Source organism: Bradyrhizobium sp. UNPF46 (assembly GCF_006658625.1).
GTDB classification, from domain to species: Bacteria; Pseudomonadota; Alphaproteobacteria; order Rhizobiales; family Xanthobacteraceae; genus Bradyrhizobium; species Bradyrhizobium nitroreducens.
Genome location: NZ_LFJB01000108.1, coordinates 1 through 22,795 on the forward strand (window position 1 = coordinate 1; position 22,795 = coordinate 22,795).

Genomic DNA, 22,795 nt, shown 5'->3' on the forward strand with positions numbered 1-22,795 from the left:
TGCCGGTTGGTCGCCACATCACCGCAAGCCTTGACGCCAGAACCCCGGGCGCCAGGACCACACGACTTCTCCGTCCGCGGACGGCCCGGCCTCAGCGCCCGGGGCTTGCGTGTGCCCGCCCCGGACCATCGACCAAACCGCTGTGACCGCGCCGTGTCGTATGCGCATCGCCTGAGACTCACGGTTGCCCGCCCTGTCCTCACGCAAATCGCGCCGGCGCTACCGCGTCCACCGCACCCCGACCCGCATCTCGTGACGATCGCGAAGCGCCCCTCTGGCAGGGCCGGGATGGCGGCTGTATGCCATAAATCCGAAATTCGGAAAAGCGATATATTTTTGGCGGGAGGGATTGACTGGTTTTGGGTGTTTTGCCCGACGGGTCGACACGGCCTCGTCACGCCACAGATGGTCCTGGCGCAGGCCATCGCCCCCGGTGTCTGCCGAACCGTAATATTGGATTGCACAAGAGCGGGAATGTGGCGGCGGCGTGCGGCCTCTCGTGTCCCGGACGCGCTGCAACGCTCTTGGCGTTGCAGCGCAGAGCCGGGACCCAGATTGTGCCAATATAGATCGAGCTGAGATGGGCCCCGGCTCTGCAGCGCACCGCCAAAGAGGCGCTGCGCTGCGTCCGGGGCACGAGCGCGGAGCTAAGCGCGTGCGCGGCCGCCAACCTTGGCAACGGCGTGGCCGTTCAGCTTCTTCTTCTTGGCGGCCTTGCTCTTCGACCCCTTGGCGACAACCTTCTTCGCCTTGCGTGCCTTGACCTTGGCGGCTTCCGCCCGCGCCTCGGCGCGCAGCTTCTTGCGCTTCTTCTCGCAAGACTCGCACTTGCAGCCGATCGGCTTCAGATAGGCTTTGAAATAGTCGGTGCCGTAATCGTAGTTGATCTCGTCGCCCGGCTCGATGTTCTTGATGGCGCGGATGAAGACCTTGCGCTCGCGCGGCCGGACGTCGGACTCGGCGTTGGGCCGGCAGGAATGGTTGATGTAGCGGGCGAGGTTCTTGCGCACCGAGCCGTCGATGGTCCAGCGGCCGTTGAGCTCGAACAGGTACTTGTTCTCGATCTCGTCGTGCGCGGGGATTCGCGAATCCAGGATCGGCCCGAAATAGCGGATGATCCGGGTCCCCTTCTTGATCGGCTTGGTGGCGAAGAGGCCGAGCCCGGTCTTGGAACGGCCGACACGGTAGGATTTGCTGGAAGCGATGGCTGGCATGATCAAGAGAAATGAGAACGCGAACGAGGCACGATGCCTCAGGCGAAGCCGCTCTTCTAGAACGATTCCGCGTCGCTGTCAGGTCTATCCCACCCCTGTTTGAACCTTGCCCACAATCAAGACGTCTGATGGAAGCGAGTTCCCGGACCATCGAAGCCTCATGATCAACCGTATCACCCGCATCGGACTGGTTGTCCTGACGACATGCATCGGCCTGAACAGCGCTGCCGCCCAATCCATAGGCAGCGCCTACACATCGACGGCGCCAAAGGATTGCCGCCAGATCGGCAAAGCGAGCGAGCTCGACGGCAGCACGACGCGCAGCTGTCCGGGCAAGGCGGGTCTCGTGGTGCTGATTGCCGAGGACGATCTTCGCGAAATCGTCTCGGTCGGCCGCAATCGCAGGGCTGCAGCCGAGGAACCGGCGGCCAAGGTCTGGTTCGCCCCGTTCAATTCGTCGGAGACCACGATCGAATGGCGCGCCATGGGCGCCAAGCCGTTCGCGATCATCCAGCGCTGGCACATCGCCGATAACAGCGATCCCGACAAGCAGGGCCGGCCCAACACCAAGGCCATGCTGGTCGTGACCCGGCTGCCGCCCGGCCCGGTCTGCCATGTCGCCTATGTCGATGCGATCGCCAACCCGACCGCCAACGAGCTGGCGCGCAAGGCCGCGGACGATTTCGCCCGCGGCTTTACTTGCGGCAAGGACGAGGTGAAGATCATCGGCACGCGCGGCCGCGCCGTCGAGCTGGCGACGATGCGGTAGGCCTCGACGGGTCAAACAGCGCTATGCGGGAAGTTTCGTGGTCACGGGCACCGTCAGCATCGCCTCGAGCAGCCGCTCCGCCGTCGTCCCCTCGGGCAGCCGCCCGAGGATGTCCTCGAGCCGGCCGTCCAGCAGCAGCGTGGTGAAGCCGTGCACCATCGACCAGGCGCGTGCGATCGCGGCGCCCTGGTTCAAGGTCAGCGCGTCGCCACTGATCTGTTCCTGCCGCATCATGCCGACCGCATTCGCAAGTCCGGCGAAGGAGGCTTCGGCCGCCTCGTGCAGCGAGGGCCTGGAATAATCCAGCCGCTCGGTGCGGAACATGATGCCGTACATGCCAGGATGGGCCTGCGCATAGGCAACATAGGCCTTCGGCCGCGCCAGCGCGCGCGCGAGCGGCGTGGTGGCGGTGTCGCAGGCCGATGCCATCGCCGCGTTGAACTGGCGGAAGCCGACGGCCGCGAGCTCGCTGAGCAGGCCGGTGAGATCACCGAAATGATGCGTGGGCGCGGCGTGCGAGACGCCCGCCTCGCGCGCCACCGCGCGCAAGGTGAGGCCGGCGAGCCCGTCGCGTTCCAGCACGCGTTCGGCGGCCTGGAGCAGTGCCTCGCGCAGGGCGCCGTGATGGTACGGCGTCTCGGTCTTCGCGTTTCCCGCGCGCCGTGAGCCGCGCGATGCCGCGCTCGGCGTGGTTCGCCTGGGGGTGCGCGAGCCTCGCGCCGTGTCGCTCTTGGTGTCGGTCTTGGCCATTTGCAAGCTATATGACGCAATATTGACAGTGTAAAGATTTCACTTGACCGAAAGGACGATCGGCGCTATCTGATCTTTACGATGTAAAGATAGGGAGGGATATGCCGTGCTGCACGACACCGTCGCCGAGCGTCGCAACAATATCGCGCCGATCCCGTTCGAGGCCGACGCGCCCTTCCTCAAGATCATCGGCGAATTGCCGCGCGAGTTGAACGGCGTGCTCTATCGTAACGGTCCCAATCCGCAGTTCGATTCCCCCGGCGCGCACTGGTTCGTCGGCGACGGCATGCTGCACGCCTTCCATCTCGATAACGGCCGCGCCAGCTACCGCAACCGCTGGGTCCGCACGCCGAAATGGCTCGCCGAGCACGATGCCGGCCGCGCCCTGTTCGGCGGCTTCGGCCGCAAGCTGCCGGACGCGCCGGCTGATCTCACCGATGGCGGCGTCGCCAACACCAACATCATCTTCCATGCCGGCAAGCTGCTGGCGCTTGAAGAAGCGCATCTGCCGACCGAGATCGAGCCCGGCACGCTGGCGACGCGCGGCTATCACGACTACCAGGGCCGCGTCGCCGGCAGCTTCACCGCGCATCCGAAGATCGACCCCGTGAGCGGCGAGCTGGTGTTCTTCGGCTACAACGCGGCAGGTCCGCTGACGCCCGCGCTCTCCTACGGCTCGATCGACGCCTCCGGCAAGGCGACGCGCTTCGAGCGGTTCGAAGCGCCCTATGCCAGCATGGTGCACGACTTCATCGTCACCGCGAACCATGTGCTGTTTCCGATCCTGCCCATCACCGGCAGCATGGAGCGCGCCATGAGCGGACGGCCGCCTTATGCCTGGGAGCCGAACAAGGGCGCCTATGTCGGCGTGATGAAGCGCAGCGGCACCGCGAAGGACATCGTCTGGTTCCGCGGTGACGCCTGCTACGTCTTCCACATCATGAATGCGTGGGAGGACGAGAACCGCATCGTGGCCGACGTCATGCAATTCGAGGAAGCGCCGCTGTTTCCGCATCCCGATGGACGGCCGACCGATCCGGAGAAGTCGCGCGCCCGGCACTGCCGTTGGACCTTCGATCTCTCCGGCAATACCGACCGCTTCCAGCAGACCTACCTCGACGATCTCACCGGCGAATTCCCGCGCATCGACGACCGCCGCGCCGGGCTGAAGAACCGCCACGGCTGGTACGCCTGCGCCAATCCGAAACTGCCGATGTTCGGCGCGCTCTCCGGCGTCGTCCATGTCGACGGCAATGGACGGCGGCTCGGCCATTATCTGCTGCCCGCCGGCGACACCATCTCCGAGCCCGTGTTCGTCGAGCGCGCGAAGGACTCCGTCGAAGGCGATGGCTGGCTGCTCGCGGTGGTCTGGCGGGCACGCGAGAACCGTAGCGACCTCGCGGTGTTCAACGCCACCGATGTCGAGGCGGGCCCCGTCGCGCTGGTCCAGCTCGGCCATCGCGTGCCGGACGGGTTTCACGGCAATTGGGTGGGCGCGCAATAGCGCCCGTCATACCAACGAAGCCACAGCACGGATCTGTCACCGAAAGGTCCCAGCAGATGCCCTCGATCACCGCAGACCTGCTCGCCATCCTCGCACTGATCGGCGCCGCGCTCACAATCGAGGTCGTCCGGCTGCGGCGGAGCGGCCAGGTGATCTTCAATGGCGGCATCCTGCTTGCCCTTGGCCTGGCGATCGCCTGCGCAATCCCCCTCCTGTCGCACCTGCCCTGGGCCGAATTGGCCGAGGAGGTATCCGACCAAGCCGTTGCGGCTGCTCAGCTTTTATATGCCGCTTACGTTATTTTGACACTGTAAAGATTTCGCTTGACCCGACGCCTGCCCTGAATTATTGATCTTTACACCGTAAAGATCGGCCAGACCGAGGCGGCCCATGACGATTTTCCTGATCCTCGCGCCCTACGGCGCCTACAGCTTCCTGATGCTGGTGACGTCGGCCACGATGAGCGTGTTCGCGGCCTCCGCGATCTGCCTCGCCACCATCGCGGTCGACGTGGCGTGCGGCCGCTCGGTGAAGATCCTGGCCGCCGGCTCGGCGGTCGTGTTCGCCGCGATCGGCCTTTACCTCGCGCTGCTCGATCCGCAACTCGGCACACTGGGCGTCAAGCTGTCGGTCGATATCGGCATCTTCGCCCTCTCGCTCGGATCGATCCTGCTCCGCCGTCCCTTCACGCTGCAATATGCGCTTGAATCGGTGCCGGCCGAGACCGCGGCGATGCCCGGCTTCCTCACTGCCAATTACGTCATCACCGGCGCCTGGACCGTGGCCGCGCTGCTGATGGCGGCCGCCAATCTCGTGCTGCTCTACGTCCCGGGCCTGCCGCTCTGGACCAGCCTTGCGGTTGCCTTTGCCGCCCGCAACAGCGCGATCTACTTCACAAAGTGGTATCCGGAGTATCGCCAGATCAAGTACGGTACGGCCGCCCGCGCCTTGCCCACCGTCTTGCCCACCGCCCGCTGAACAGGATTGACGATGAAGGACGTATTCGCCCGCCTCGGCTCCGATCTCTTCTCCGCGATTGTCTTCCTGGTCGTCTATCTCGTCACCGACAACGTCATCCTGGCAACCTCGGTGGCCGTGGCCGGTGCGATTGCGCAGGTGATCTACGCCCGCATCAAGGGCCAGCAGCTCAACTACATGACCTATGCGAGCCTCGCGCTCGTGGTTGGCCTCGGCGCGATCACGCTGCTGACCAATGATCCCCGCTTCATGATGGCAAAACCGTCGATCGCGCATTTCGCCATCGGTGCGATCATGCTCAAGCGCGGCTGGATGTTGCGCTACATGCCGCCGATGGTGGTCGAGACCGTTCCGGAATATGTGACGGCTGCAGGCTATGCCTGGGCGGTGCTGATGTTCGTGATCGGCGCCGGGATGATCGTGGTCGCCTCCACGGGCGACCTGAAGCTGTGGGCGTTCTATCTCACGGTGGTCGCCGGCGGCGCCAAGATCCTCGCCTTCGCCGTGCAGTACGTCGTGCTCCGGCTCATCGTCACCAGCCGCCGCCGTGCCGCCGCCCGCGCCTGAAGCGCGAGGTGATCGCGCTTCAGGCGTCGTCCGAGCATGATCCTTACCGAAAACCGCTGCACACTTTTCGGGATCATGCTGCAATGCCCTATTCGAGGGTTAGTCAGGAGCCGCGAGTTGAGCTATAGGCTCGCTTAAGGACTGGCCGCGGATCGTCGCGGTCCGCCGGGATTTGTTCGGGAGACGGGAATGGCCGTAGACGGCAACTGGAATCTGACCATGACGACGCCAATGGGCGAGCGCCAGGCGACGCTGAGCCTGAAGGCCGCGGGCGGCACGCTCACGGGCTCGCAGGGCGCGGAAGGTAATACCGCCGAGATTTTCGACGGCACCGTCTCTGGCGACAGCGTCTCCTGGAAGGTCTCGATCGACAAGCCGATGCCGCTCACGCTCGAATTCACCGGCACCGTCTCCGGCGACAGCATCAGCGGCGAGATGGGCATCGGGCCGATGGGCAGCTTCCCGTTCACGGGCGCCCGCGCGTAAGGCCGCCCAGCCATCATGCGCGCGCTCCGTCTCATCGCGGCGACGATGCTGTGCGTCGCGGCACAAGCGGCGCGCGCGGACGACACCGAACCGGCGTGGCGCGCCAGCGCGCTCGCCATGGTGCCGGCGGGCTATGTCGCCGGCACCGCTTATCGAACCGAGGGTTCGACAGGCTATCTCGCCGTCTATCCCGCGACGTCGAACGATCCGAAGACACCGGCAAGCGTGTTCGCCGCGCGGCAGGCCCTCGTGGTCACGCTGACGCCGGATGCGACGCGCGCCGTCTCCGCCGAGTTGAAGCCCCGCACGGAGCCCGATCCGGACAATGACGAGACCGATTTCGCCAGGCTGCACGCCGAGCTTGCGGCAAAGCGGGCGGCGCTGCCTGAGGGCACCGAGCCCTGCAGTCTCGGCGCCTGGTCCATCGACAAGGATCCAGGCGGCCTCAATGTACGCGCCGAGCCGTCAACGTCGGCGCGCGTGCTCGGCACGCTGCCGCCGCCCTACCGGCTCAAGCTTGGCGGCGCCGAGAACACGCCCGACGGCGGCTGGCTCACCGAATTCCGCATCATCGGTTTCAAGAGCGGCTGGTTCCTGATCGAAGGTGCGAAGCCGCCGGGCAAGGACTACGAGGACGAGAAGCGATACCCGCGCAGCGCGCCAAAGCCCTATGCCGGGCGTGGCTGGGTCGCCTCCAACAAGATCGGCGCCGCCTATGCCAATGGCGCCACCCGCATGGGCGGCCTGTTCCAGGCGCCCTTCGTCGACGCCAAATGGATGCCCGCCCAGCGCGAGCTCGGCGGCCCGATCGACGGCGACGGCGGGCCGAAGCGCCTGCTCGCCTGCAGCGGATATTGGGGCCTCGTCGAGAGCCACGACGGCGTGCGCGGCTGGTGGCGCGCGCTGTGCTCCAACCAGGTCACGACTTGCAGTTAGCTCTCTCGACTCCCTCGCCCCGCTTGCGGGGAGAGGGTTGGGGTGAGGGGGAGTCTCCGCAAGGACGGTGACAGTCGGACTCGTGGAGAGTCCCCCTCACCCGGACTTTGCGCAACGCGCAAAGTCCGACCTCTCCCCGCAAGCGGGGCGAGGTGAAGAGCTAGCCCAAATTCAACTCCTTGAAGAAGTCGTTCCCCTTGTCATCGATGATGATGAACGCCGGGAAATCGACGACTTCGATGCGCCAGATCGCTTCCATGCCGAGCTCGGGATATTCCAGCACCTCGACCTTCTTGATGCAGTGCTCGGCGAGGTTCGCAGCGGCCCCGCCGATCGAGCCGAGATAGAACCCGCCATATTTCTTGCAGGCTTCGCGCACGGCCGGCGCCCGGTTGCCCTTGGCGACCATCACCATCGAACCGCCGGCGGCCTGGAACTGATCGACGAAGGAATCCATGCGGCCCGCGGTGGTCGGACCGAACGCGCCGGAGGCGTAGCCCTCGGGCGTCTTGGCAGGTCCCGCGTAATACACCGGATGGTTCTTGAAGTAATCCGGCAGCGGCTCGCCCTTCTCCAGCCGCTCGCGCAGCTTGGCGTGGGCGCTGTCGCGCGCCACGATCATGGTGCCGGTCATCGAGACGCGGGTCTTGATCGGATATTTCGAGAAGGTCGCCAGGATGTCCTTCATCGGCTGGTTGAGGTCGATCTTGACGACCTCGCCGCCGAGCGCCTCTTCGACCTCAGGCAGGTACTGCGCCGGATTGTGCTCGAGCTCCTCGAGATAGATGCCGTCCTTCGTGATCTTGCCGAGCACCTGGCGGTCGGCAGAGCAGGACACGCCAAGCCCGATGGGCAGCGAGGCGCCGTGACGCGGCATGCGGATCACGCGCACGTCGTGGCAGAAATATTTTCCGCCGAACTGCGCCCCCACTCCCAGGCTCTGCGTCATCTTGTGGATTTCCTTCTCCATCTCGACGTCGCGGAAGGCGTTGCCGTCGGGCGAGCCGTGGGTCGGCAGCGCATCGAGATAGCGGGCGGAGGCCAGCTTCACCGTCTTCATGCAGAGCTCGGCCGAGGTGCCGCCGATCACGATGGCGAGGTGATAAGGCGGGCACGCCGCGGTGCCGAGGGTGAGGATCTTTTCCTTCAGGAACGCGAGCAGCCGGTCCCTGGTCAGCACCGAGGGCGTCGCCTGGAACAGAAAACTCTTGTTGGCGGAGCCGCCGCCCTTCGCCATGAACATGAACTTGTAGGCGTCGTCGCCCTCGGCGTAGATCTCGCACTGCGCCGGCATGTTGTTGGCGGTGTTCTTCTCTTCATACATCGAGAGCGGCGCGACCTGCGAGTAGCGCAGATTGCGGCGCAGGTAAGCATCGCGCGCGCCTTCCGACAGCGCCGCCTCGTCCTCACCGTCGGTGATGACGTTGCAGCCCTTCTTGCCCATGATGATCGCGGTGCCGGTGTCCTGGCACATCGGCAGCACGCCGCCGGCCGCGATGTTGGCGTTCTTCAGGAAGTCCAGCGCGACGAACTTGTCGTTCGGGCTCGCCTCGCCGTCCTCAAGGATGGCGCGGAGCTGCTTCAGATGGCCGGGCCGCAGGTAATGGTTGATGTCGCCGAAAGCCGCCTCCGACAGCGCCCGCAGCGCCTCGCGCGACACCACCAGCATGTCCTTGCCGAGGACCTTCTCGACCCTGACGCCCTCGGACGAAATCTTCTTGTAGGGCGTCTCGTCCTTGCCCAGCGGGAACAACGGGGTGTGCTTGTAGGGCGGGACTGGCTTGGACTGGTCGGGGAAGGCGGTCGGAGCGTTCATGGGCGAATCTCGGGGTTTTGGAGCCCTGGCGGGCCTCTCGGCATAGAAGCGTTCTAAGCCCATTTTGAGCGGAAAGGAAAGGGAACGGCGCGCATGGGGCGGTCCGCCTGGCCTGCCGAAGGTATTGGCACAGCACGTGGAAAGCCCGCGTGCACCCTTGCACTCCGGCCGCGCCGACGCTTGAATGCGCGCCCTGAAGGGGCTTTTCATCATGACTTTGAAACTGAACGTCCGCGGCGCGATCCTGGTCGCCGCCGCCATCACCGGCCTTGTGACCCTCACTTCGCCCGCGCGCGCCGATCGTTGCGACGACAGCGCCAAGGAGCTGGCGAACCAGGTCGAGCGCATGAAGGTGAATTTCCGAGCCGGCAACGTCGTCTACCTCTCGCATCCGGCGGCCAAGGAGCTGTCGGTCGGCTGCCGCGGCGACAAGTACTCGATCGAGCTCTATGCCAAGGGCGATCGCAAGCCCAAGCCGGAGTTCTACACGCTGGTGGGATCGATGGCGGCGATCGTCTTCACCGTGACCAAGGACGACACCACCACGGGCGCGACACGCTGCCTGAAGCGGATGGGTCTGCTGCGCGGCGACAAGGTCAACATGCGCTACCGCCGCCTCAACATGGAATGCACGCGCACCAAGACGGACGCCTCCATCGCGATCACGCGCGGCAAGGACGAATAGGCGGGGCGCCCGCCCTGTCCGCGCACGCGCGGCGCATGCGCCGCGGTGCTGCCTGCGACATTCTCCGTCATTGCGAGCGTAGCGACTTGTCCGCCGAAGCCTTGGCGAAGGCGGACGCAATCCAGAATCCCTTCGAGGAATCGGTTTGGATTGCTTCGTCGCCAGCGCAAAAATTGCTCAGCAATTTTGCGCGAGCTCCTCGCAATGACGGGGAGAGGTCTCGTCGTTTCTCTGACACCACGCGGATGAGACGCAAACACGGACCCTCCCATCGCACCAGATCCCTCGCATTTTAACGATTGCCTTGAAGGAATTTTCGCGCCTCGCGGCGCAGGCTCAATTGTTTCCATATGTGAGGATTTGCGGATGAAGGTTTCTACCGTTGCCCCGCCGCCGATCGCGATCGTGGTGCCAAGCTACGACACGACCAAGCAGCAGGACGATCAAACCAAGACCAAGGACGCCGACCCGACCTACAAGCCGCAGCCGCCTGCGCCGCTGCCGCCGGGTCAGGGCACGCGGATCGATCAGCTCGCCTGATCGGCCCCGCGCGAACGGATCGCCCGATCCGGTCGATCGGGCCCGTTTCGCATCCGGCCGCATCTTTGCCGGATAAAGGGATCAAACTCGTGCGCGGCCCCCCGGGACCAGCGCATGATCGCAAGATTGCAATTGCCGAACACGATCCTGCCCGCCGTCATGCGCGCGCGGGTTCCATTCGCGCGCACGTCGCATCGGCCCTCCCAATTCCTTGCCCTTCGCGCATCATTGGCGCGGATAAGGCCCGCCTCCGGATCGGCGCACGCCCCCAAGTGTGATCCCGCTCATCAAACTTCCCGACCGGGCGTGCTCATCTGCGAGGCCGAACCAGCCCGTCCAAGCATCCGGTGGGCAAGCGACCGTGGGACAAGCCGATGGAAATGAGTGACAAGCTGCTGTCGCTGGTGGCCGACATCTACGACGCCGCGCTCGACGATTCCAGGTGGTCGGCGACGCTGGGCAGCATCGTCAACCTTGCGGGCGGCCAGAGCGGCGGCCTGGTGCGGATCGGGTCAGCCGGCGAGCCCGTGATCTCGCATGCCGTCGGCGTCGACCCGGCCTATATTCAATCCTACATCGAAACCTACGAGCCATTCGATCCGTCGCGCGCCGTGCTCCACGCGCCGGTCGGCCAGATCCAGACGATCGGGGACTGGATCGACGTCGACGAATTCCGGACCACCATGTTCTACAACGAGTGGACGCGGCCGCAGGGTCTCGAGGATGCCGCCAATGTCCTGCTCGACAAATCCTCGACAGGAATATCCCGCCTCTCGATCATGAAGGGCGGCGGTCCCGTCGACCGCAGGATGTACCAGGTGATCTCCCACCTCACGCCGCATCTGCAGCGGGCCATGCTGGTGAGACAGAAGCTGCATCACCAGAACGAGCTGGAGACGACATCGGTCCGCACGCTCGACGCGCTGCGAACCGCCGTCCTGCTGCTCGACGCCGAAGGCCATATCACGCACCTCAACGCGAGCGCGCACGAGATTCTGGACGAGGCCGACGTGCTGCGTTCGGTCCGCGGCCGGCTCGTAACGTCGGATCCGAACACCGACCGCGTGCTGCGGCAGGCGCTGGCGGGCACGGTTCTCGGCGACCGGACGATGACGAGCGCGAGCATCTCGCTGCATCTGACGGCGCGCGACGGCTCGCATTATGTCGGACATCTCCTGCCGCTGACAGCGGGGCGCCGGCAGAGATTCGGCGCCAGCTACGACGCCTGCGCCGTGCTGTTCGTCGGCAAGGCCGCGCTCGATACGATCGTCGCGCCCGACCTCATCCGCAAGCTGTTCAAGCTGACGCCGACCGAGCTGCGCATCTTCCTGTCCATTGTCGAGATCGGCGGAGTTCCCGACGTGGCCAGAAGCATGGGTCTCGCCGAAACGACCATCAAGACGCATCTCGCCCGGATCTTCATCAAGACCGGAACCAAGCGACAGGCCGATCTGGTTCGGCTGGTGGCGGCCTTCACACCGCCGATCAAGGTCTGAGGGCGGTCTCGATCACCTTGCCGGCCGCATGTCTGCCGGAAAGACATGCTGTCAATGCGCTGGCGTCTGATGGGACAAGATCGACAATGATCGCCAGGCTGCTGCTGCAGAACACGATCACCACCGCAGCGATGGGCGCGCTGCTGTTCGCGTCCGCAGGGACCTTGCGCTGGACCGCGGCCTGGGTGTTTCTCGCAACGTGCATCCTGCTCGGCCCGCTCTGCGGCTGGTGGCTCTACCGGATCGATCCGGCGCTGCTCGCCGAGCGTCTGCGACCGCTCCTGCAGAAGGATCAGCCTGCCGCCGACAAGGTGTTCATGAGCGTCTTCGTCGTTGCGATGCTGGCCTGGCTTGCGTTGATCGGCGTCGACCGGCGCCTTGAAGCGTCCGACATGCCGGTCGCGTTGCAGGCGGCCGGCTTCGCGCTGTTCCTGCTCTCGACGCTGTTCACACTCTGGGTCTTCCGCGAGAACTCGTTCGCGGCCCCCGTGGTGAAGCTGCAGGCCGAGCGCGCGCAGCATGTGGTCTCGACCGGCCCCTACGCTCACGTGCGTCATCCCATGTATAGCGGCATGGTCCTGTTCTTCACCGGCGTGCCGCTGCTGCTGGGCTCGTGGTGGGGCCTAGTGATGGTCCCCGTCCTGGTCCTCCTGCTCGCGATCCGCATCGGCATCGAGGAACGCACCTTGCGCGAGGGCCTGCCGGGCTATGCCGATTATGCGGCACGGGTGCGCTATCGCCTGGTGCCCGGCGTCTGGTGAGGGCGCCTCGCTCTCCTGTGCATCGCAGAGAAATTCGCGCCTCCCTCCTCCGATCGACTGACGTCGCAGCGAGCGAACCTCGTTAGAGCAATCGCACCACGCAACGGGAGACGCGACGATGTTCTGCAAGCCCCCCTGTCCCGACGAGCACGATCTCGCTCCCGACCCCGGTGCTTCAGACGATCGATCTGGCGCGCAGCGTTCGCAGGCGCGCGGCAGCCATGACGGGTTCGGGCGACTGATCGCGCCCGAAACGGCCGGTCCGGAACGGGGGCTGCCGCCAGCCGCCGTCCGGACCGGCTAATTATCCAGCTCCTTGTAGCGGCGGAAGATGCCCTGCTCGTTGAAAGGGATGCGGCGCGGGCTTGCGAGATAGGCCTTGACGTTCGGCCGCGCCGCGACCCGATCGTGCAGGGCAACGAGGCCCGGAATATCCGCTTCGAACGCCGTCATGCGCTTGGGGAAAGCATAGCGCAGCCCGGCGACGATCTGGAACAGCGAGAGGTCGACATAGGTCAGCTTCCGGCCGGTGACATACGCGCCGCCGTTCTCGCTGAGAAGTTGCTCGAAATAGCCGAGATATTTCGGCACGCGCTCGCTCCAGAACTCGGCCGTGCGTTTCTTCGCCGGCGGCTTCTGGTCTTCGTAATAGAGCGAGGGTCCGAGCGGATGATGGGTGTCGTGGATCTCGACCACGAGATCGGTGATGGTGAGCTGGAGCTGGTGCACCCAGAGTTTTCCGGCCTCCGTCTTCGGTGCGAGCGCGTGCCGGCTGCCGAGATAGAGCAGGATGTTGGCGGTCTGGCCGATGACGAGCTTGCCCGCTTTCAGGAACGGCGGCGCAAACGGCGGCGTGCCCTTCTGCTCCTCCATCATCTTCATCATCGCCGCCGTGCCGCGCGGGCCACGCGCGACGTCGACGTAAGCCGCCCCCGCCTCCTCCAGCGCCAGCCGCACATATTCGCCGCGGCCCTGGATCTCGGGCCAGTAGTAGAGCTCGTATTTCATGGGAGGGGTCCGTGAGCGTGGATGCGATCGAACCAATGTAGCATGGGCCTGAGGGGTCCGTGAGGATGAGACGGAACCCTCTCGCAACACATTCCGTCATTGCGAGCGCAGCGAAGCAATCCAGACTGTCTCCGCGGAAAGACTCTGGATTGCTTCGTCGCAAGAGCTCCTCGCAATGACGAGTGGAGAGAGCGTCGCACCCCTAAGCTCAATTCGCGGCGAAGCAGTACATCAGCCCGTCGCCGCCGGTGCTCTTGAGATCGGCCTGCGAGCAGCCGCCGTCGGGACCGCGCGAGGGGTGCGAGCTGTTCCACGACTTTGACGGCTCGTCGTCGCGCAGGCCCTGACGATCGGCGTGGCCGACCACCGCCGCGCCTTGCGTGCTCGACGTCCAGTTCTTGCAGGTCTTGTCGTCGCCGGCCGCGAACGCGGTGCCGTCAGGTTGCGTTCCGGTCAGGATGTCGTGCCGGTTCGGCGTATCGCCGCGGCCGTTGATGACCTCGCCCTTCTCGCTGAGCGCGGTCTGCTTGGTGAGGTTGTTGGCGGCACCGTGCAGCTCGGCCACGTCCTTGGCGATCACCACCCCCTTGGCATTCTGCCACGGTCCCCTGCCGATGCGGTCCTTGGCGTTGACGGCCGGCTTGCCGTCAGCGGCCTGCGTCGAGAGATAGGCGCGCCAGGTCTTCGCACCGGCGCCGGCGCCCTGAGCCAGCTTCTGGCACTGCGCATCGGCTCCCTCCAGGCCTCCGAGATCGGCGCCCTTGCCCGGGCCGCTGGACGTCACGAAGAACGTCATGTCGGCCGGCTGCGCCTGCACGGACGGCGCCGCGAGCAAGGCCAGCGTGAGCGCGAGTCCTGAAATCGTCACGGATCTCTCGATGCGGATCATCCTGTCCTCCCAAGTGTGCTGGTCGCTGGCCGCCTGAATTTCAACCCGAGGCGCATCCGCTTATTCCAATGCCGCACGAGGCGCCCAAAAGAAAAAGGCGCCGTGCCGGAAGCACGACGCCCTGGTTTCTCTTAATCGCCAGCGATCAGTTGGTCTGCTGGATCGCCGACAATTCCCAGCCGGTGTTGGGGCGACGGGCGAAGGTCCAGACTTCGGTGGCCTCGCCGGGCTGCTCGCTGCCGGCGACGAGCGTGCCGCTGTTGCGGTCCAGCGTCTTGTCGGTGAGCGCAAAGCGCAGCGCCACCGTGGCGTAGTCGGTCTCGCCTTCGCGCCAGGCTTCCGCAAGATCGCCCTGCAGCAGCTTGACGTTGGTCACCTTGTTGACGACGTTGCGCGCGCGGTTCTGGGCGAGGTCCTGCTCGAAATAGGAGACCATCTCCGGCGTCGCGAGCGTGTGCAGCTTGGCCACGTCCTCGTTCGACCAGGCGGTCTGGACGTCGCCGAGCAGGCGCTCGAACGCTTCATAGTCATCCGGCTTGATCTCGAGCGGCGCGTTGTTGGCACCACCGAAGCCGAAGCCGCCGAGGCCACCACCCAGACCGCCACCGAGGCCGCTGCGCGGATTCGCCTGCGGTCCGGGACCTGCACCTGCGTCGGCATTGGCATAGGCCGCCTGCGGCGCGTGACGGCGCTGCCACCAGGACATCGCCAGCCGCACCACGAACACCACGAGCACGATCTGGATGATCAGGCCCAGGATCGAGGACAGGCCGCCGAGGCCGCCGAACAGGCCACCGCCGAACAGCATGCCGAGCAGGCCGGCGCCGAGGAAGCCGGCCGCAAGGCCGCCCATGAAGCCGCCGGCACGGCCGAACAGGCCGCCGCGCGCGGGCGCGGCGGCAGCCGAGTTCATGCCTGCGCCCGGCTGGGTGTAGGTGCGGTTGAATTGCGAGGCCGAGCCCGGCGCGGTCGTGGTCGACGGCGGAGCCGAATAGGTGCGCGAGCCGCGCGAGCCCGACGACATGCCGCCACCGACACGCGCGTCGGCGGACGAGATGGCGAGCGCAGTCGGCAGCGCAAGCGCCAGCACGACGGCGATCGTCTTGAAGAGACTCCGGGAGCGTTGCGAGAAAGTCATGTGCGTTTCCCATATCCCCGGCATGGGGACGTGCCCCTAAGATGGGCAGACTTCCCGAAAAGTGAAGCCGCTTTCGGAACTTGTGGCTGCGGCCCTCAGTCGCGGGGATGTGGCAAAAGCCCATATTTGGCGGGGGTTTGGCCGGAAGCGCGCGGGAACAATGGTTGCCGGTTACCGGCGACTTTGGGACGGAATTTCCGCTCTTTCCCCGCCCCCTCACTCATCCCTGCTTCGCCATCGTCTCCTTTACTGCCGCCACCAGCTGGCTGAGCGTGAACGGCTTTGGCAGGAAGTCGAATTGCTGCCCCTCGGGCAGGCTCTTCTCGAAGGCATCCTCGGCGTAGCCGGAGACGAAGATGAACTTGATGTCGGGGTTCTTCTCCCGCATCGCCTTGAGGAGCGTCGGGCCGTCCATCTCGGGCATCACGACGTCGGAGACGACGAGATCGATTGCCCCGCTCTGCTCGTCCAGCACCTCCATGGCCTCGACGCCGTTCTCGGCCTCGACCACGGTGTAGCCGCGCGAGCGCAGGCCACGTGCGTTCAGCGCGCGCAGGCCCTCCTCGTCCTCGACCAGAAGGATCGTGCCCTGCCCGGTGAGATCGGTGCGCGGCTTGGCCTCGACGGCCGCGGCTTCCTTCGCGGCGCCGTTGGTCGCGCTGGCCGCAGCCGCAGCCTGCTCGACCTGCGCTTCAGGCTCGGCATGGTGACGCGGCAGGAAGATGTGGAACGAGGTCCCCTGCCCCGGCTCGGAATCGACGTAGATGAATCCGCCGGTCTGCTTGACGATGCCGTAGACCGTCGAAAGACCGAGGCCTGTGCCTTTGCCCACTTCCTTGGTCGAGAAGAACGGCTCGAAGATCTTGTCGCGGATGTCGGCGGGAATGCCGGTGCCGGTGTCGGCGACCTCGATCCGCACATAGTCCGCGGCCGGCATGCCCTTGTAGGCGAGCTTGCCCGCGTCCTCGGTGTTGACGTTGGCGGTGCGGATGATCAGCTTGCCGCCATCCGGCATGGCGTCTCGCGCGTTGACCGCGAGGTTGACGATCACCTGCTCGAACTGGGAGACGTCGACCTTCACCGGCCAGAGGTCGCGGCCATGGACGAGGTCGAGCTTGACCTTCTCGCCGATCAGCCGGCGCAGCAGCATGGTGAGATCGGACAGCGCGTCGCCGAGATCGAGCACCTGCGGCCGCAGCGTCTGCCGCCGCGAGAACGCGAGCAGCTGCCGCACCAGGGTGGCGGCGCGCGTCGCGTTCTGCTTGATCTGCATGATGTCCTGGAACGACGGGTCGGTCGGCTTGTGCGCGTTCAGCAGGAAGTCGTTCGCCATCATGATGGCGGAGAGCACGTTGTTGAAGTCGTGGGCGATGCCGCCGGCGAGCTGGCCGACCGTCTCCATCTTCTGCGACTGGTTGATCTGGTTCTCCAGCGCGCGCCGCTCGGTGGTCTCGAGCATGTGCACGATGGCGGCTTCCGCGTCGTTCTCGCCGCCGTCGACCGGCGTGACGAAGAACTGGCCCCAGCGCTCCTTGGTGCCTTCCAGCGCGACCTCGACCGGCGCGATGTCGGCCTGGCCCTCGGAGGCCTGGTTGATGGCCGCGATCAGGAGGTGGCGGTCGCGCGAATTGACCGCACGGAAGATCGACTTGGAGGCGCTGTCGAGCCCCAGCGCCTGGCCGAGCTTGGCATAGCGCGCATTGGCGCGCACGACGTTGCCGCCGCGGTCCACCGTCGCGATCGCCATCGGCGTATGGTCGAAGAAGCGCATGAAGCGCACTTCGGCGGCGCGGTCGGGATCGCTGCGCTCGTCGCGGGCGCGGCTGATGACGAGGGTGCGTGACGGCCCCGGCGCGCCGTCGGCGCCGAAGGCGAGCTTGTGATAGAGTCGCACCGGCATGGTCTTGCCGGTGCGCATGCGCAGGTCGATGTCGAAGACCTCCGTCTTGACTTCGCCCGGCACCGCCACGATCGCGGTGAGCAGCGAGGCGCCGTCGCCGGAGACGATGTCGGTCAGCTTCAACCCGCCCGAGCCGATCTCGGCGAGGTCGTAGTCGAGCCAGTTCGCCAGCGTCGCGTTGACATAGGCAAGCTCGCCGGCCGGATTGACCGAGAAGAAGCCGCACGGCGCGTGATCGAGATATTCGATGGCGTGCTGAAGCTCCTGGAACACGTCCTCCTGGCGCTCGCGGTCGCGGGTGATGTCGGCGATCGACCACACCGCGTATTTCCCCTCGCGCTTGCCGGTGCCGAGCGGGCGCACGCGCATCCGCAGCCAGCGGCCCTGGCTGCCGTCCTGGCCGGAGATGCGCACCTCCTCCTGCTGCCGCTTGCCTTCGCGCGCGGCCTTCAGCAGCCGAAACACGGCTTCGGAGACATCGGGATTGCCGATGAAGACGCGCTCCACCGGGCGCACGTCCTGCGGCCCGCTGGCGCCGGTCAGCGTCAGATAGGCCGCGTTGGAATAGACCACGTGGCCGCGGCTATCGGTGACCGCGAGCCCGTCGAAGGCGTGATCGGCAATGCGGCCAATGATGGGATCATCGAGATTGCGGTCGGCAAAGCGGATGATGCCGGCAGCGAAGGCGAACAGGTTGAACAGGCCGACCATCGCCAGCACGGCGAGGGTGCCGAGGATGTAGGGCTGGGCCTGCGCGCGCCCGAGCGTCATCAGCCCGACGGCGACGGCAACGAGGCCGGCGGCCACCAGCAGCACCAGCGCAATGCTGCCCGAGCGCGGCGACGGCTCGTGCGCCGCAACGGGATCTCGCGTGAGGTCGTGGTCGGTCTCGGCGGTCATCTCAAGCTGGCGCAGCCTGTGGGCAGAGAATCAACGCGCTTCGAAGCGCGCGGGGTCCTCCCTGCCTGAATCGGACCCTGAGGTGCAAGGGCAGCGGGAGCGAAAGGTACGCTGATTCCCAGATTACGGCCATTTCCGGTACTTTTCGGAGGTTCTTAGCCGCGTCCGGCGCGGAATCCCTGTTTCAGGCGCATGACGTAGCCGATCACCTCGGCGACCGCATGGTAGTGCTCGGTCGGGATTTCCTGGTCGATCTCGACGGTGGCGTAGAGCGCGCGGGCGAGCGGCACGTTCTCCACGATCGGGATGTCGTGCTCGCGCGCGATCTCCCGGATCTTGAAGGCGAGGCTGTCGACGCCCTTGGCGACGCAGATCGGGGCCGTCATGCCGCGCTCGTAAGACAGCGCCACTGAATAGTGGGTCGGGTTGGTGATGATCACCGAGGCCTTGGGAACCGCCGCCATCATGCGCTTCTTGGCGCGCTGCTGCCGCAATTGCCGGATCTTGCCCTTGATGTGCGGATCGCCTTCCGACTGCTTGAACTCTTCCTTGATCTCCTGGAGCGACATCTTCTGCCGCTGGAACCAGCTGCGGTACTGGAAGAAATAATCGGCGATGGCGACGACTGCGAGCGCTGCGACCACCGCGCCGAGCAGATGAATGGTCAGGCTGGTGCTGGCGCCGAGCATGGCGGCCGGATCGAGCCTGACCATCGCCTCCATGCGGTGCCGCTCCGGCCACAGGATCATGGTCATGACCACGCCGAGCCCGATCAGCTTGCCGAGACCTTTCAGGAAGTTCGCCGCCGCCTGCTTGCCGAAGATGCGCTTGAAGCCGGCGCCCGGCGAGATCTTGCTGAACTTCGGGGTCAGGGATTCGGTCGACCAGACCAGGCGGTGCTGCAGCATGTTGCCGGCGATCGCTGCCAGCATCAGCATCATCAGGGGCACGCCGATCGCGGCCAGCATGGCGAATTCGATCTGCTGCATCAGCGCGAGCAGAGCCTTGCCGTCGGTCTTGATCATCCAGGAATTGGCGAGCAGATTGCGCATCGGCGTCAGCAGCCCGCTGCCCACCGAGCCCGAGAAGGTCGAGACCACGAGCGTGCCGCCCGCCATCATGAACCAGGTGTTGATCTCCTGGCTCTTGGCGACGTCGCCGCGTTCGAGTGCGTCGTCGAGACGCTTTTGCGTCGGGTCTTCTGTTTGACTCTCTGGATCGTTGTCTTCGGCCATCGATCCCTCTTCACCTCAGCGGCATCAATTGGTGCATGACACCGATGAAGTAATCCAGATACGTGCCCATCATCGCCGTGAGCACCACGGCGAGCACCAGGAAGCCCGCGAAGATCGAGAGCGGCACGCCGACGAAATAGACCTGCATCTGCGGCATCAGCCGCGCCAGCACCCCGAGCCCGATGTTGAAGACCAGGCCGAACACCAGGAACGGGCCCGAGAGCTGCAGGCCGAGGCGAAACGCGGCGGAGAAGGCGCGCGTTGCGAGCGCGGCGACATCGCCGCTCGACACGGTCTCGCCCGGCGAGAAGATCGTGTAGCTGTCGTTCAGCGCCGCGATCACCAGATGATGGCTGTCGGTGGCGAACAGCAGCGTCACCCCCAGCATGGTCAGGAAGTTGCCGACCAGCACGCCCTGCTGCCCCTGCGTCGGGTCGACCGAGGTGACGAAGCCGAGTCCCATCTGCTGGGCGATCACGGATCCCGCGACCTGGAGCGCCGACAGCGTGACGCGCGCGGTCGCACCCAGCACGATCCCGATCGCGATCTCATGCAGCATCAGGACCAGGAGCGGCGCGAGCGAGCCCATGTCGACCTGGTAGGCGTTGCGGTGCAGCGGCAGGATGATCAGCGTGAGCAGCAGTGCGATCGACAGCTTGATCCGGGTCGGGATATTGGTTTCGCCGAGGCCAGGCAACAGCATCACCATCGCGCCGACCCGGGCGAAGGCGAGCATGAAGGACGCGGCGAGCGCCGGCAGCAGCGAGACGTCGATGCGCATAGCGCTCTCATTGTGCCTCAGCCGCCGATGATTCGCGACGAGATCCGCAGCATGTGGGAATGGAGCGCGTCGGCCATGAACGGCAGCGCCAGCAGCATCGTGGCAAAGATGGCGAGGATCTTCGGCACGTAGATCAGCGTCTGTTCCTGGATCTGCGTCAGCGCCTGGAACAGCGACACGATGACGCCGACCACAAGGCCCACCACCATCAGGGGGGAAGACACGATCACGATCGTCCAGATCGCATCGCGCGCAACGTCGAGGGTCTCGGGGCCGGTCATTTTCGATTTCTCACTGTGAGTTGTTATTGTCATTCCGGCGCTCGCGCAGCGAGAGCCCGGAATGACAGGACCAATCAGATCGGCATCTTCATGATGTCTTCATACGCCGCGATCACGCGGTCGCGGACCGAGACCAGGGTGGACACCGCGACGTCGGTGTCGGCCACCGCCGTCACCACGTCCATCACGTTGGCCTTGCCGGCGGCCATCGCCACCGTCTGCGCATCCGACTTGCGGCCGGATTCCATGACGCTGCCGACCGCGTCTTTCAGCAGGGAGGCGAAGGACTGCCCGCTGGCTTCACTGCCCTTGCCGGCACCGGCGCCGCTGTTCTCGAGCACGCGGGCGAGGTTGGCATAGGCGTTGGCGGCAATTGTCGGGGATGCCATGGCTCAATTGTCCTGTTCAGCTCTTGAGAATGTCGAGCGTGCGCTGGATCATCCGGCGCGTCGCACTGATGATGTTGAGGTTGGCCTCGTAGGACCGCTGCGCATCGCGCATGTCGGTCATCTCGACCACCGAGTTCACGTTGGGATATTTGACGTTGCCGCTGGCGTCGGCGACGGGATTGTTCGGCTCGTATTTGACGCGGAAGTTCGACTGGTCGGGCTTGATCTTGCCGAGGGTCACGACCTGCGCGTCGAGCGTGCGGTCGAGCGCGGAGGAGAAGGTCGGAACCTTGCGCCGGTAGGGATCGCCGCCGGCGGTCTGCGCGGTCGAATCCGCGTTCGCGATGTTTTCCGAGATCACCCGCATGCGGCCGGCCTGCGCGCGCAGACCGGAGGTCGCGATCGCCATCGAGCGGGCGAAGTCGCTGCTGTCATTGGCCATGATGTGCCTCCTCCCCTAGCGCTTCTGTTCGCGGGTCATGCGGGCTAGCCCTTGCCGATCGCGGTCTTGAGCAGATGCAGGCTCTTCGAATAGAGCGAGGTCGCCGCCGCGTAGTCCATCTGGTTGCTGGCGGCCTTCATCATCTCTTCCTCGAGATTGACGGCGTTGCCCGCAGGGCGGGTTTCGAAGCCCGCATTCTTGTTCTGGTCGAACCCGGAGGCCGCACCGGAGGGCGTCATGTGGGAAGCGCTGGTGACGGCCATCCTCAGCGGGCCCATCGAGCCCGTGACCGCCCCGGTCTTGTCGAGTTTCGGCTCGACCAGGTCGCGCGGCCGGAATTTGGGCGTGTCGGAATTGGAGACGTTCTCGGACAGGACGCGCTGGCGTTCCTGGTGCCATTGCATCTTGGTGCGAAGCGCCGACAGCACCGGGAGGTCGTTGATGGACATCGTCGCGGCTCCTTCCGCCTCTTGCGGACCTCGGGGTCCGAAGCTAGGCAGAATTTGCCGCCTGTATGGTTAACAGCTGGTTAAGAGGACCTCGGGCGCATGTCCCCAAGTGAGACACGATACTGCGACCCCGTGATTCTACGCCTCCAAAAGTGGCATTAACCCAACCGTTTGGCGGCGCATGCACGGGCCAAGAAGTCGTTTTGGATCGAGCGATTCATGGGTTATTAAGAGTTGGGGACGGCAAAACTTGCCGTGGGACGTTAAGAGATCGCAGTTTGGGGCATCGTAAGCCGGTGGTCGGTACGTCCGGCCAGGGGTACGAAAACAGCGCCATTTGTCGGGGACAAGTATGCAAGGCAGCCCTATCACCTTCATCGTCGCGTTCATCGTCGTCCTGGCGTTGATCGGCGTCGCTGCATGGCTGGTTCGCCGATTCGCCACCAGCCGGCTCGGCGCCAACACCCAGCGCGGCCGGATGCCGCGCCTTGCCGTGATCGACGCCGCCGCGGTCGACGGCCGCCGCCGCCTGGTGCTGGTCCGGCGCGACAATGTCGAGCATCTTCTGATGATCGGCGGCCCCACCGATATCGTCGTCGAGCCCAACATCGTTCGCGCCGCGCATGGCCGCGATCAGCTGCCGCAGCGCCCGAACGCCGCCGAGCCGCCGCGCCTTGCCCCGATGCCGGATGCCGGCGGCTGGGCCGACGAAGCGCCGCGGCCCGAACTGCTCGATCATCCCGAGCCGCAGATGCCCGAGCCCCCGCCGCGGCCCGCGCGCCCGTCCTTCGCCGAGGAAATGCGCCGGCCCGCGCCCGTGCTGGCTGAACGCCGCGGCGAACCGCCGATGGGTGGCTTTCCGCCCGAGCCGATCGCGCCCC

The 22,795-nt window shown here is 65.6% G+C and carries 25 protein-coding genes; 12 read left to right on the forward strand and 13 right to left on the reverse strand.

Annotated features, from left to right (window positions below):
• Positions 1-647: 647 nt before the first annotated feature.
• Complete coding sequence (locus tag UNPF46_RS34580) at positions 648-1,214, reverse strand: SET domain-containing protein (protein ID WP_100181190.1); 567 nt, start codon at positions 1,212-1,214, stop codon at positions 648-650.
• 163 nt (positions 1,215-1,377) lie between these two features.
• Here UNPF46_RS34580 and UNPF46_RS34585 point away from each other — a divergent pair, with 163 nt between their 5' ends.
• Complete coding sequence (locus tag UNPF46_RS34585) at positions 1,378-1,983, forward strand: hypothetical protein (protein WP_430649799.1); 606 nt, start codon at positions 1,378-1,380, stop codon at positions 1,981-1,983.
• A gap of 21 nt (positions 1,984-2,004) precedes the next feature.
• Here UNPF46_RS34585 and UNPF46_RS34590 read toward each other — a convergent pair whose 3' ends face one another.
• The gene (locus UNPF46_RS34590) at positions 2,005-2,733 is read right to left on the reverse strand and encodes a TetR/AcrR family transcriptional regulator (protein WP_100177510.1); all 729 of its coding nucleotides are present in this window, start codon (positions 2,731-2,733) and stop codon (positions 2,005-2,007) included.
• Positions 2,734-2,839: 106 nt separating this feature from the next.
• Here UNPF46_RS34590 and UNPF46_RS34595 point away from each other — a divergent pair, with 106 nt between their 5' ends.
• The 6 genes from UNPF46_RS34595 to UNPF46_RS34620 all read left to right on the forward strand — a co-directional run bounded on the left by UNPF46_RS34595 (position 2,840) and on the right by UNPF46_RS34620 (position 7,204).
• Positions 2,840-4,237, forward strand: a complete 1,398-nt coding sequence (locus UNPF46_RS34595; protein WP_142253053.1) for a carotenoid oxygenase family protein — start codon at positions 2,840-2,842, stop codon at positions 4,235-4,237.
• A gap of 56 nt (positions 4,238-4,293) precedes the next feature.
• A complete protein-coding gene (locus tag UNPF46_RS34600; RefSeq protein WP_100177512.1) occupies positions 4,294-4,551 on the forward strand; it encodes a hypothetical protein in 258 nt (85 codons plus the stop codon).
• A gap of 76 nt (positions 4,552-4,627) precedes the next feature.
• Positions 4,628-5,215 carry a hypothetical protein gene (locus tag UNPF46_RS34605; RefSeq protein WP_100177513.1) on the forward strand — a complete coding sequence of 196 codons (588 nt, stop codon included), beginning with the start codon at positions 4,628-4,630 and terminating at the stop codon, positions 5,213-5,215.
• 12 nt (positions 5,216-5,227) lie between these two features.
• Positions 5,228-5,782: an inner membrane-spanning protein YciB gene (locus UNPF46_RS34610; protein ID WP_100177514.1), complete on the forward strand. Its 555-nt coding sequence runs from the start codon at positions 5,228-5,230 to the stop codon at positions 5,780-5,782.
• A gap of 189 nt (positions 5,783-5,971) precedes the next feature.
• Positions 5,972-6,268 (forward strand): hypothetical protein, encoded by a 297-nt coding sequence (locus UNPF46_RS34615; RefSeq protein WP_142253054.1) that lies wholly within the window; start codon positions 5,972-5,974, stop codon positions 6,266-6,268.
• 15 nt (positions 6,269-6,283) lie between these two features.
• Entirely contained in the window at positions 6,284-7,204 is a 921-nt protein-coding gene (locus UNPF46_RS34620; protein ID WP_142253055.1) for an SH3 domain-containing protein, read from the forward strand.
• A 160-nt stretch (positions 7,205-7,364) separates the two neighbouring features.
• Here UNPF46_RS34620 and UNPF46_RS34625 read toward each other — a convergent pair whose 3' ends face one another.
• Entirely contained in the window at positions 7,365-9,020 is a 1,656-nt protein-coding gene (locus UNPF46_RS34625; protein ID WP_142253056.1) for a fumarate hydratase, read from the reverse strand.
• Positions 9,021-9,231: 211 nt separating this feature from the next.
• Between UNPF46_RS34625 and UNPF46_RS34630 the strand changes: the two genes are divergently transcribed.
• The 4 genes from UNPF46_RS34630 to UNPF46_RS34640 all read left to right on the forward strand — a co-directional run bounded on the left by UNPF46_RS34630 (position 9,232) and on the right by UNPF46_RS34640 (position 12,502).
• Entirely contained in the window at positions 9,232-9,705 is a 474-nt protein-coding gene (locus UNPF46_RS34630; protein WP_100177519.1) for a hypothetical protein, read from the forward strand.
• Positions 9,706-10,071: 366 nt separating this feature from the next.
• Positions 10,072-10,245 (forward strand): hypothetical protein, encoded by a 174-nt coding sequence (locus tag UNPF46_RS38050; RefSeq protein ID WP_018321873.1) that lies wholly within the window; start codon positions 10,072-10,074, stop codon positions 10,243-10,245.
• Between the two features lie 374 nt (positions 10,246-10,619).
• Positions 10,620-11,741, forward strand: coding sequence for a helix-turn-helix transcriptional regulator (locus UNPF46_RS34635; protein WP_142253057.1), 1,122 nt, complete (start codon positions 10,620-10,622; stop codon positions 11,739-11,741).
• An 86-nt stretch (positions 11,742-11,827) separates the two neighbouring features.
• Positions 11,828-12,502 carry a methyltransferase family protein gene (locus UNPF46_RS34640; RefSeq protein ID WP_100177520.1) on the forward strand — a complete coding sequence of 225 codons (675 nt, stop codon included), beginning with the start codon at positions 11,828-11,830 and terminating at the stop codon, positions 12,500-12,502.
• Positions 12,503-12,802: 300 nt separating this feature from the next.
• Here the strand turns inward: UNPF46_RS34640 and UNPF46_RS34645 are convergent, their stop codons facing one another.
• From UNPF46_RS34645 to flgB, 10 genes are all read right to left on the reverse strand, one after another.
• Complete coding sequence (locus UNPF46_RS34645) at positions 12,803-13,510, reverse strand: glutathione S-transferase (protein ID WP_142253058.1); 708 nt, start codon at positions 13,508-13,510, stop codon at positions 12,803-12,805.
• 208 nt (positions 13,511-13,718) lie between these two features.
• Entirely contained in the window at positions 13,719-14,399 is a 681-nt protein-coding gene (locus UNPF46_RS34650) for a lectin (protein WP_142253059.1), read from the reverse strand.
• Positions 14,400-14,544: 145 nt separating this feature from the next.
• Complete coding sequence (locus tag UNPF46_RS34655) at positions 14,545-15,561, reverse strand: Tim44 domain-containing protein (RefSeq protein WP_100177523.1); 1,017 nt, start codon at positions 15,559-15,561, stop codon at positions 14,545-14,547.
• Positions 15,562-15,757: 196 nt separating this feature from the next.
• Positions 15,758-18,337 carry a cell cycle histidine kinase CckA gene (gene cckA, locus UNPF46_RS34660; protein ID WP_142253060.1) on the reverse strand — a complete coding sequence of 860 codons (2,580 nt, stop codon included), beginning with the start codon at positions 18,335-18,337 and terminating at the stop codon, positions 15,758-15,760.
• 155 nt (positions 18,338-18,492) lie between these two features.
• Positions 18,493-19,572, reverse strand: a complete 1,080-nt coding sequence (gene flhB / locus UNPF46_RS34665) for a flagellar biosynthesis protein FlhB (protein WP_100177525.1) — start codon at positions 19,570-19,572, stop codon at positions 18,493-18,495.
• A 10-nt stretch (positions 19,573-19,582) separates the two neighbouring features.
• The gene (fliR, locus tag UNPF46_RS34670; RefSeq protein WP_100177526.1) at positions 19,583-20,353 is read right to left on the reverse strand and encodes a flagellar biosynthetic protein FliR; all 771 of its coding nucleotides are present in this window, start codon (positions 20,351-20,353) and stop codon (positions 19,583-19,585) included.
• A 17-nt stretch (positions 20,354-20,370) separates the two neighbouring features.
• The gene (gene fliQ, locus UNPF46_RS34675; RefSeq protein WP_015684971.1) at positions 20,371-20,634 is read right to left on the reverse strand and encodes a flagellar biosynthesis protein FliQ; all 264 of its coding nucleotides are present in this window, start codon (positions 20,632-20,634) and stop codon (positions 20,371-20,373) included.
• Between the two features lie 74 nt (positions 20,635-20,708).
• A complete protein-coding gene (gene fliE, locus UNPF46_RS34680; protein WP_100177527.1) occupies positions 20,709-21,023 on the reverse strand; it encodes a flagellar hook-basal body complex protein FliE in 315 nt (104 codons plus the stop codon).
• 16 nt (positions 21,024-21,039) lie between these two features.
• A complete protein-coding gene (gene flgC, locus UNPF46_RS34685) occupies positions 21,040-21,465 on the reverse strand; it encodes a flagellar basal body rod protein FlgC (RefSeq protein WP_100177528.1) in 426 nt (141 codons plus the stop codon).
• Positions 21,466-21,509: 44 nt separating this feature from the next.
• Entirely contained in the window at positions 21,510-21,914 is a 405-nt protein-coding gene (flgB, locus tag UNPF46_RS34690; RefSeq protein ID WP_100177529.1) for a flagellar basal body rod protein FlgB, read from the reverse strand.
• A 352-nt stretch (positions 21,915-22,266) separates the two neighbouring features.
• Between flgB and UNPF46_RS34695 the strand changes: the two genes are divergently transcribed.
• Positions 22,267-22,795 (forward strand): flagellar biosynthetic protein FliO (locus tag UNPF46_RS34695; RefSeq protein WP_181770251.1); only part of this gene is annotated, 529 nt, incomplete at its 3' end.

Excerpts from the sequence above, each read along its gene's own strand:
- fliQ (WP_015684971.1), bottom strand. The coding sequence starts at position 20,634 with ATGACCGGCCCCGAGACCCTCGACGTTGCGCGCGATGCGATCTGGACG.
- UNPF46_RS34610 (WP_100177514.1), top strand. The coding sequence starts at position 5,228 with ATGAAGGACGTATTCGCCCGCCTCGGCTCCGATCTCTTCTCCGCGATT.
- fliE (WP_100177527.1), bottom strand. The coding sequence starts at position 21,023 with ATGGCATCCCCGACAATTGCCGCCAACGCCTATGCCAACCTCGCCCGC.
- UNPF46_RS34620 (WP_142253055.1), top strand. The coding sequence starts at position 6,284 with ATGCGCGCGCTCCGTCTCATCGCGGCGACGATGCTGTGCGTCGCGGCA.
- UNPF46_RS34650 (WP_142253059.1), bottom strand. The coding sequence starts at position 14,399 with ATGATCCGCATCGAGAGATCCGTGACGATTTCAGGACTCGCGCTCACG.
- cckA (WP_142253060.1), bottom strand. The coding sequence starts at position 18,337 with ATGACCGCCGAGACCGACCACGACCTCACGCGAGATCCCGTTGCGGCG.
- flgC (WP_100177528.1), bottom strand. The coding sequence starts at position 21,465 with ATGGCCAATGACAGCAGCGACTTCGCCCGCTCGATGGCGATCGCGACC.
- UNPF46_RS34605 (WP_100177513.1), top strand. The coding sequence starts at position 4,628 with ATGACGATTTTCCTGATCCTCGCGCCCTACGGCGCCTACAGCTTCCTG.
- UNPF46_RS34635 (WP_142253057.1), top strand. The coding sequence starts at position 10,620 with ATGGAAATGAGTGACAAGCTGCTGTCGCTGGTGGCCGACATCTACGAC.
- UNPF46_RS34580 (WP_100181190.1), bottom strand. The coding sequence starts at position 1,214 with ATGCCAGCCATCGCTTCCAGCAAATCCTACCGTGTCGGCCGTTCCAAG.
- UNPF46_RS34625 (WP_142253056.1), bottom strand. The coding sequence starts at position 9,020 with ATGAACGCTCCGACCGCCTTCCCCGACCAGTCCAAGCCAGTCCCGCCC.
- UNPF46_RS38050 (WP_018321873.1), top strand. The coding sequence starts at position 10,072 with ATGAAGGTTTCTACCGTTGCCCCGCCGCCGATCGCGATCGTGGTGCCA.
- UNPF46_RS34645 (WP_142253058.1), bottom strand. The coding sequence starts at position 13,510 with ATGAAATACGAGCTCTACTACTGGCCCGAGATCCAGGGCCGCGGCGAA.
- UNPF46_RS34615 (WP_142253054.1), top strand. The coding sequence starts at position 5,972 with ATGGCCGTAGACGGCAACTGGAATCTGACCATGACGACGCCAATGGGC.
- UNPF46_RS34590 (WP_100177510.1), bottom strand. The coding sequence starts at position 2,733 with ATGGCCAAGACCGACACCAAGAGCGACACGGCGCGAGGCTCGCGCACC.
- UNPF46_RS34600 (WP_100177512.1), top strand. The coding sequence starts at position 4,294 with ATGCCCTCGATCACCGCAGACCTGCTCGCCATCCTCGCACTGATCGGC.
- flhB (WP_100177525.1), bottom strand. The coding sequence starts at position 19,572 with ATGGCCGAAGACAACGATCCAGAGAGTCAAACAGAAGACCCGACGCAA.
- UNPF46_RS34655 (WP_100177523.1), bottom strand. The coding sequence starts at position 15,561 with ATGCCGGGGATATGGGAAACGCACATGACTTTCTCGCAACGCTCCCGG.
- flgB (WP_100177529.1), bottom strand. The coding sequence starts at position 21,914 with ATGTCCATCAACGACCTCCCGGTGCTGTCGGCGCTTCGCACCAAGATG.
- fliR (WP_100177526.1), bottom strand. The coding sequence starts at position 20,353 with ATGCGCATCGACGTCTCGCTGCTGCCGGCGCTCGCCGCGTCCTTCATG.
- UNPF46_RS34640 (WP_100177520.1), top strand. The coding sequence starts at position 11,828 with ATGATCGCCAGGCTGCTGCTGCAGAACACGATCACCACCGCAGCGATG.
- UNPF46_RS34630 (WP_100177519.1), top strand. The coding sequence starts at position 9,232 with ATGACTTTGAAACTGAACGTCCGCGGCGCGATCCTGGTCGCCGCCGCC.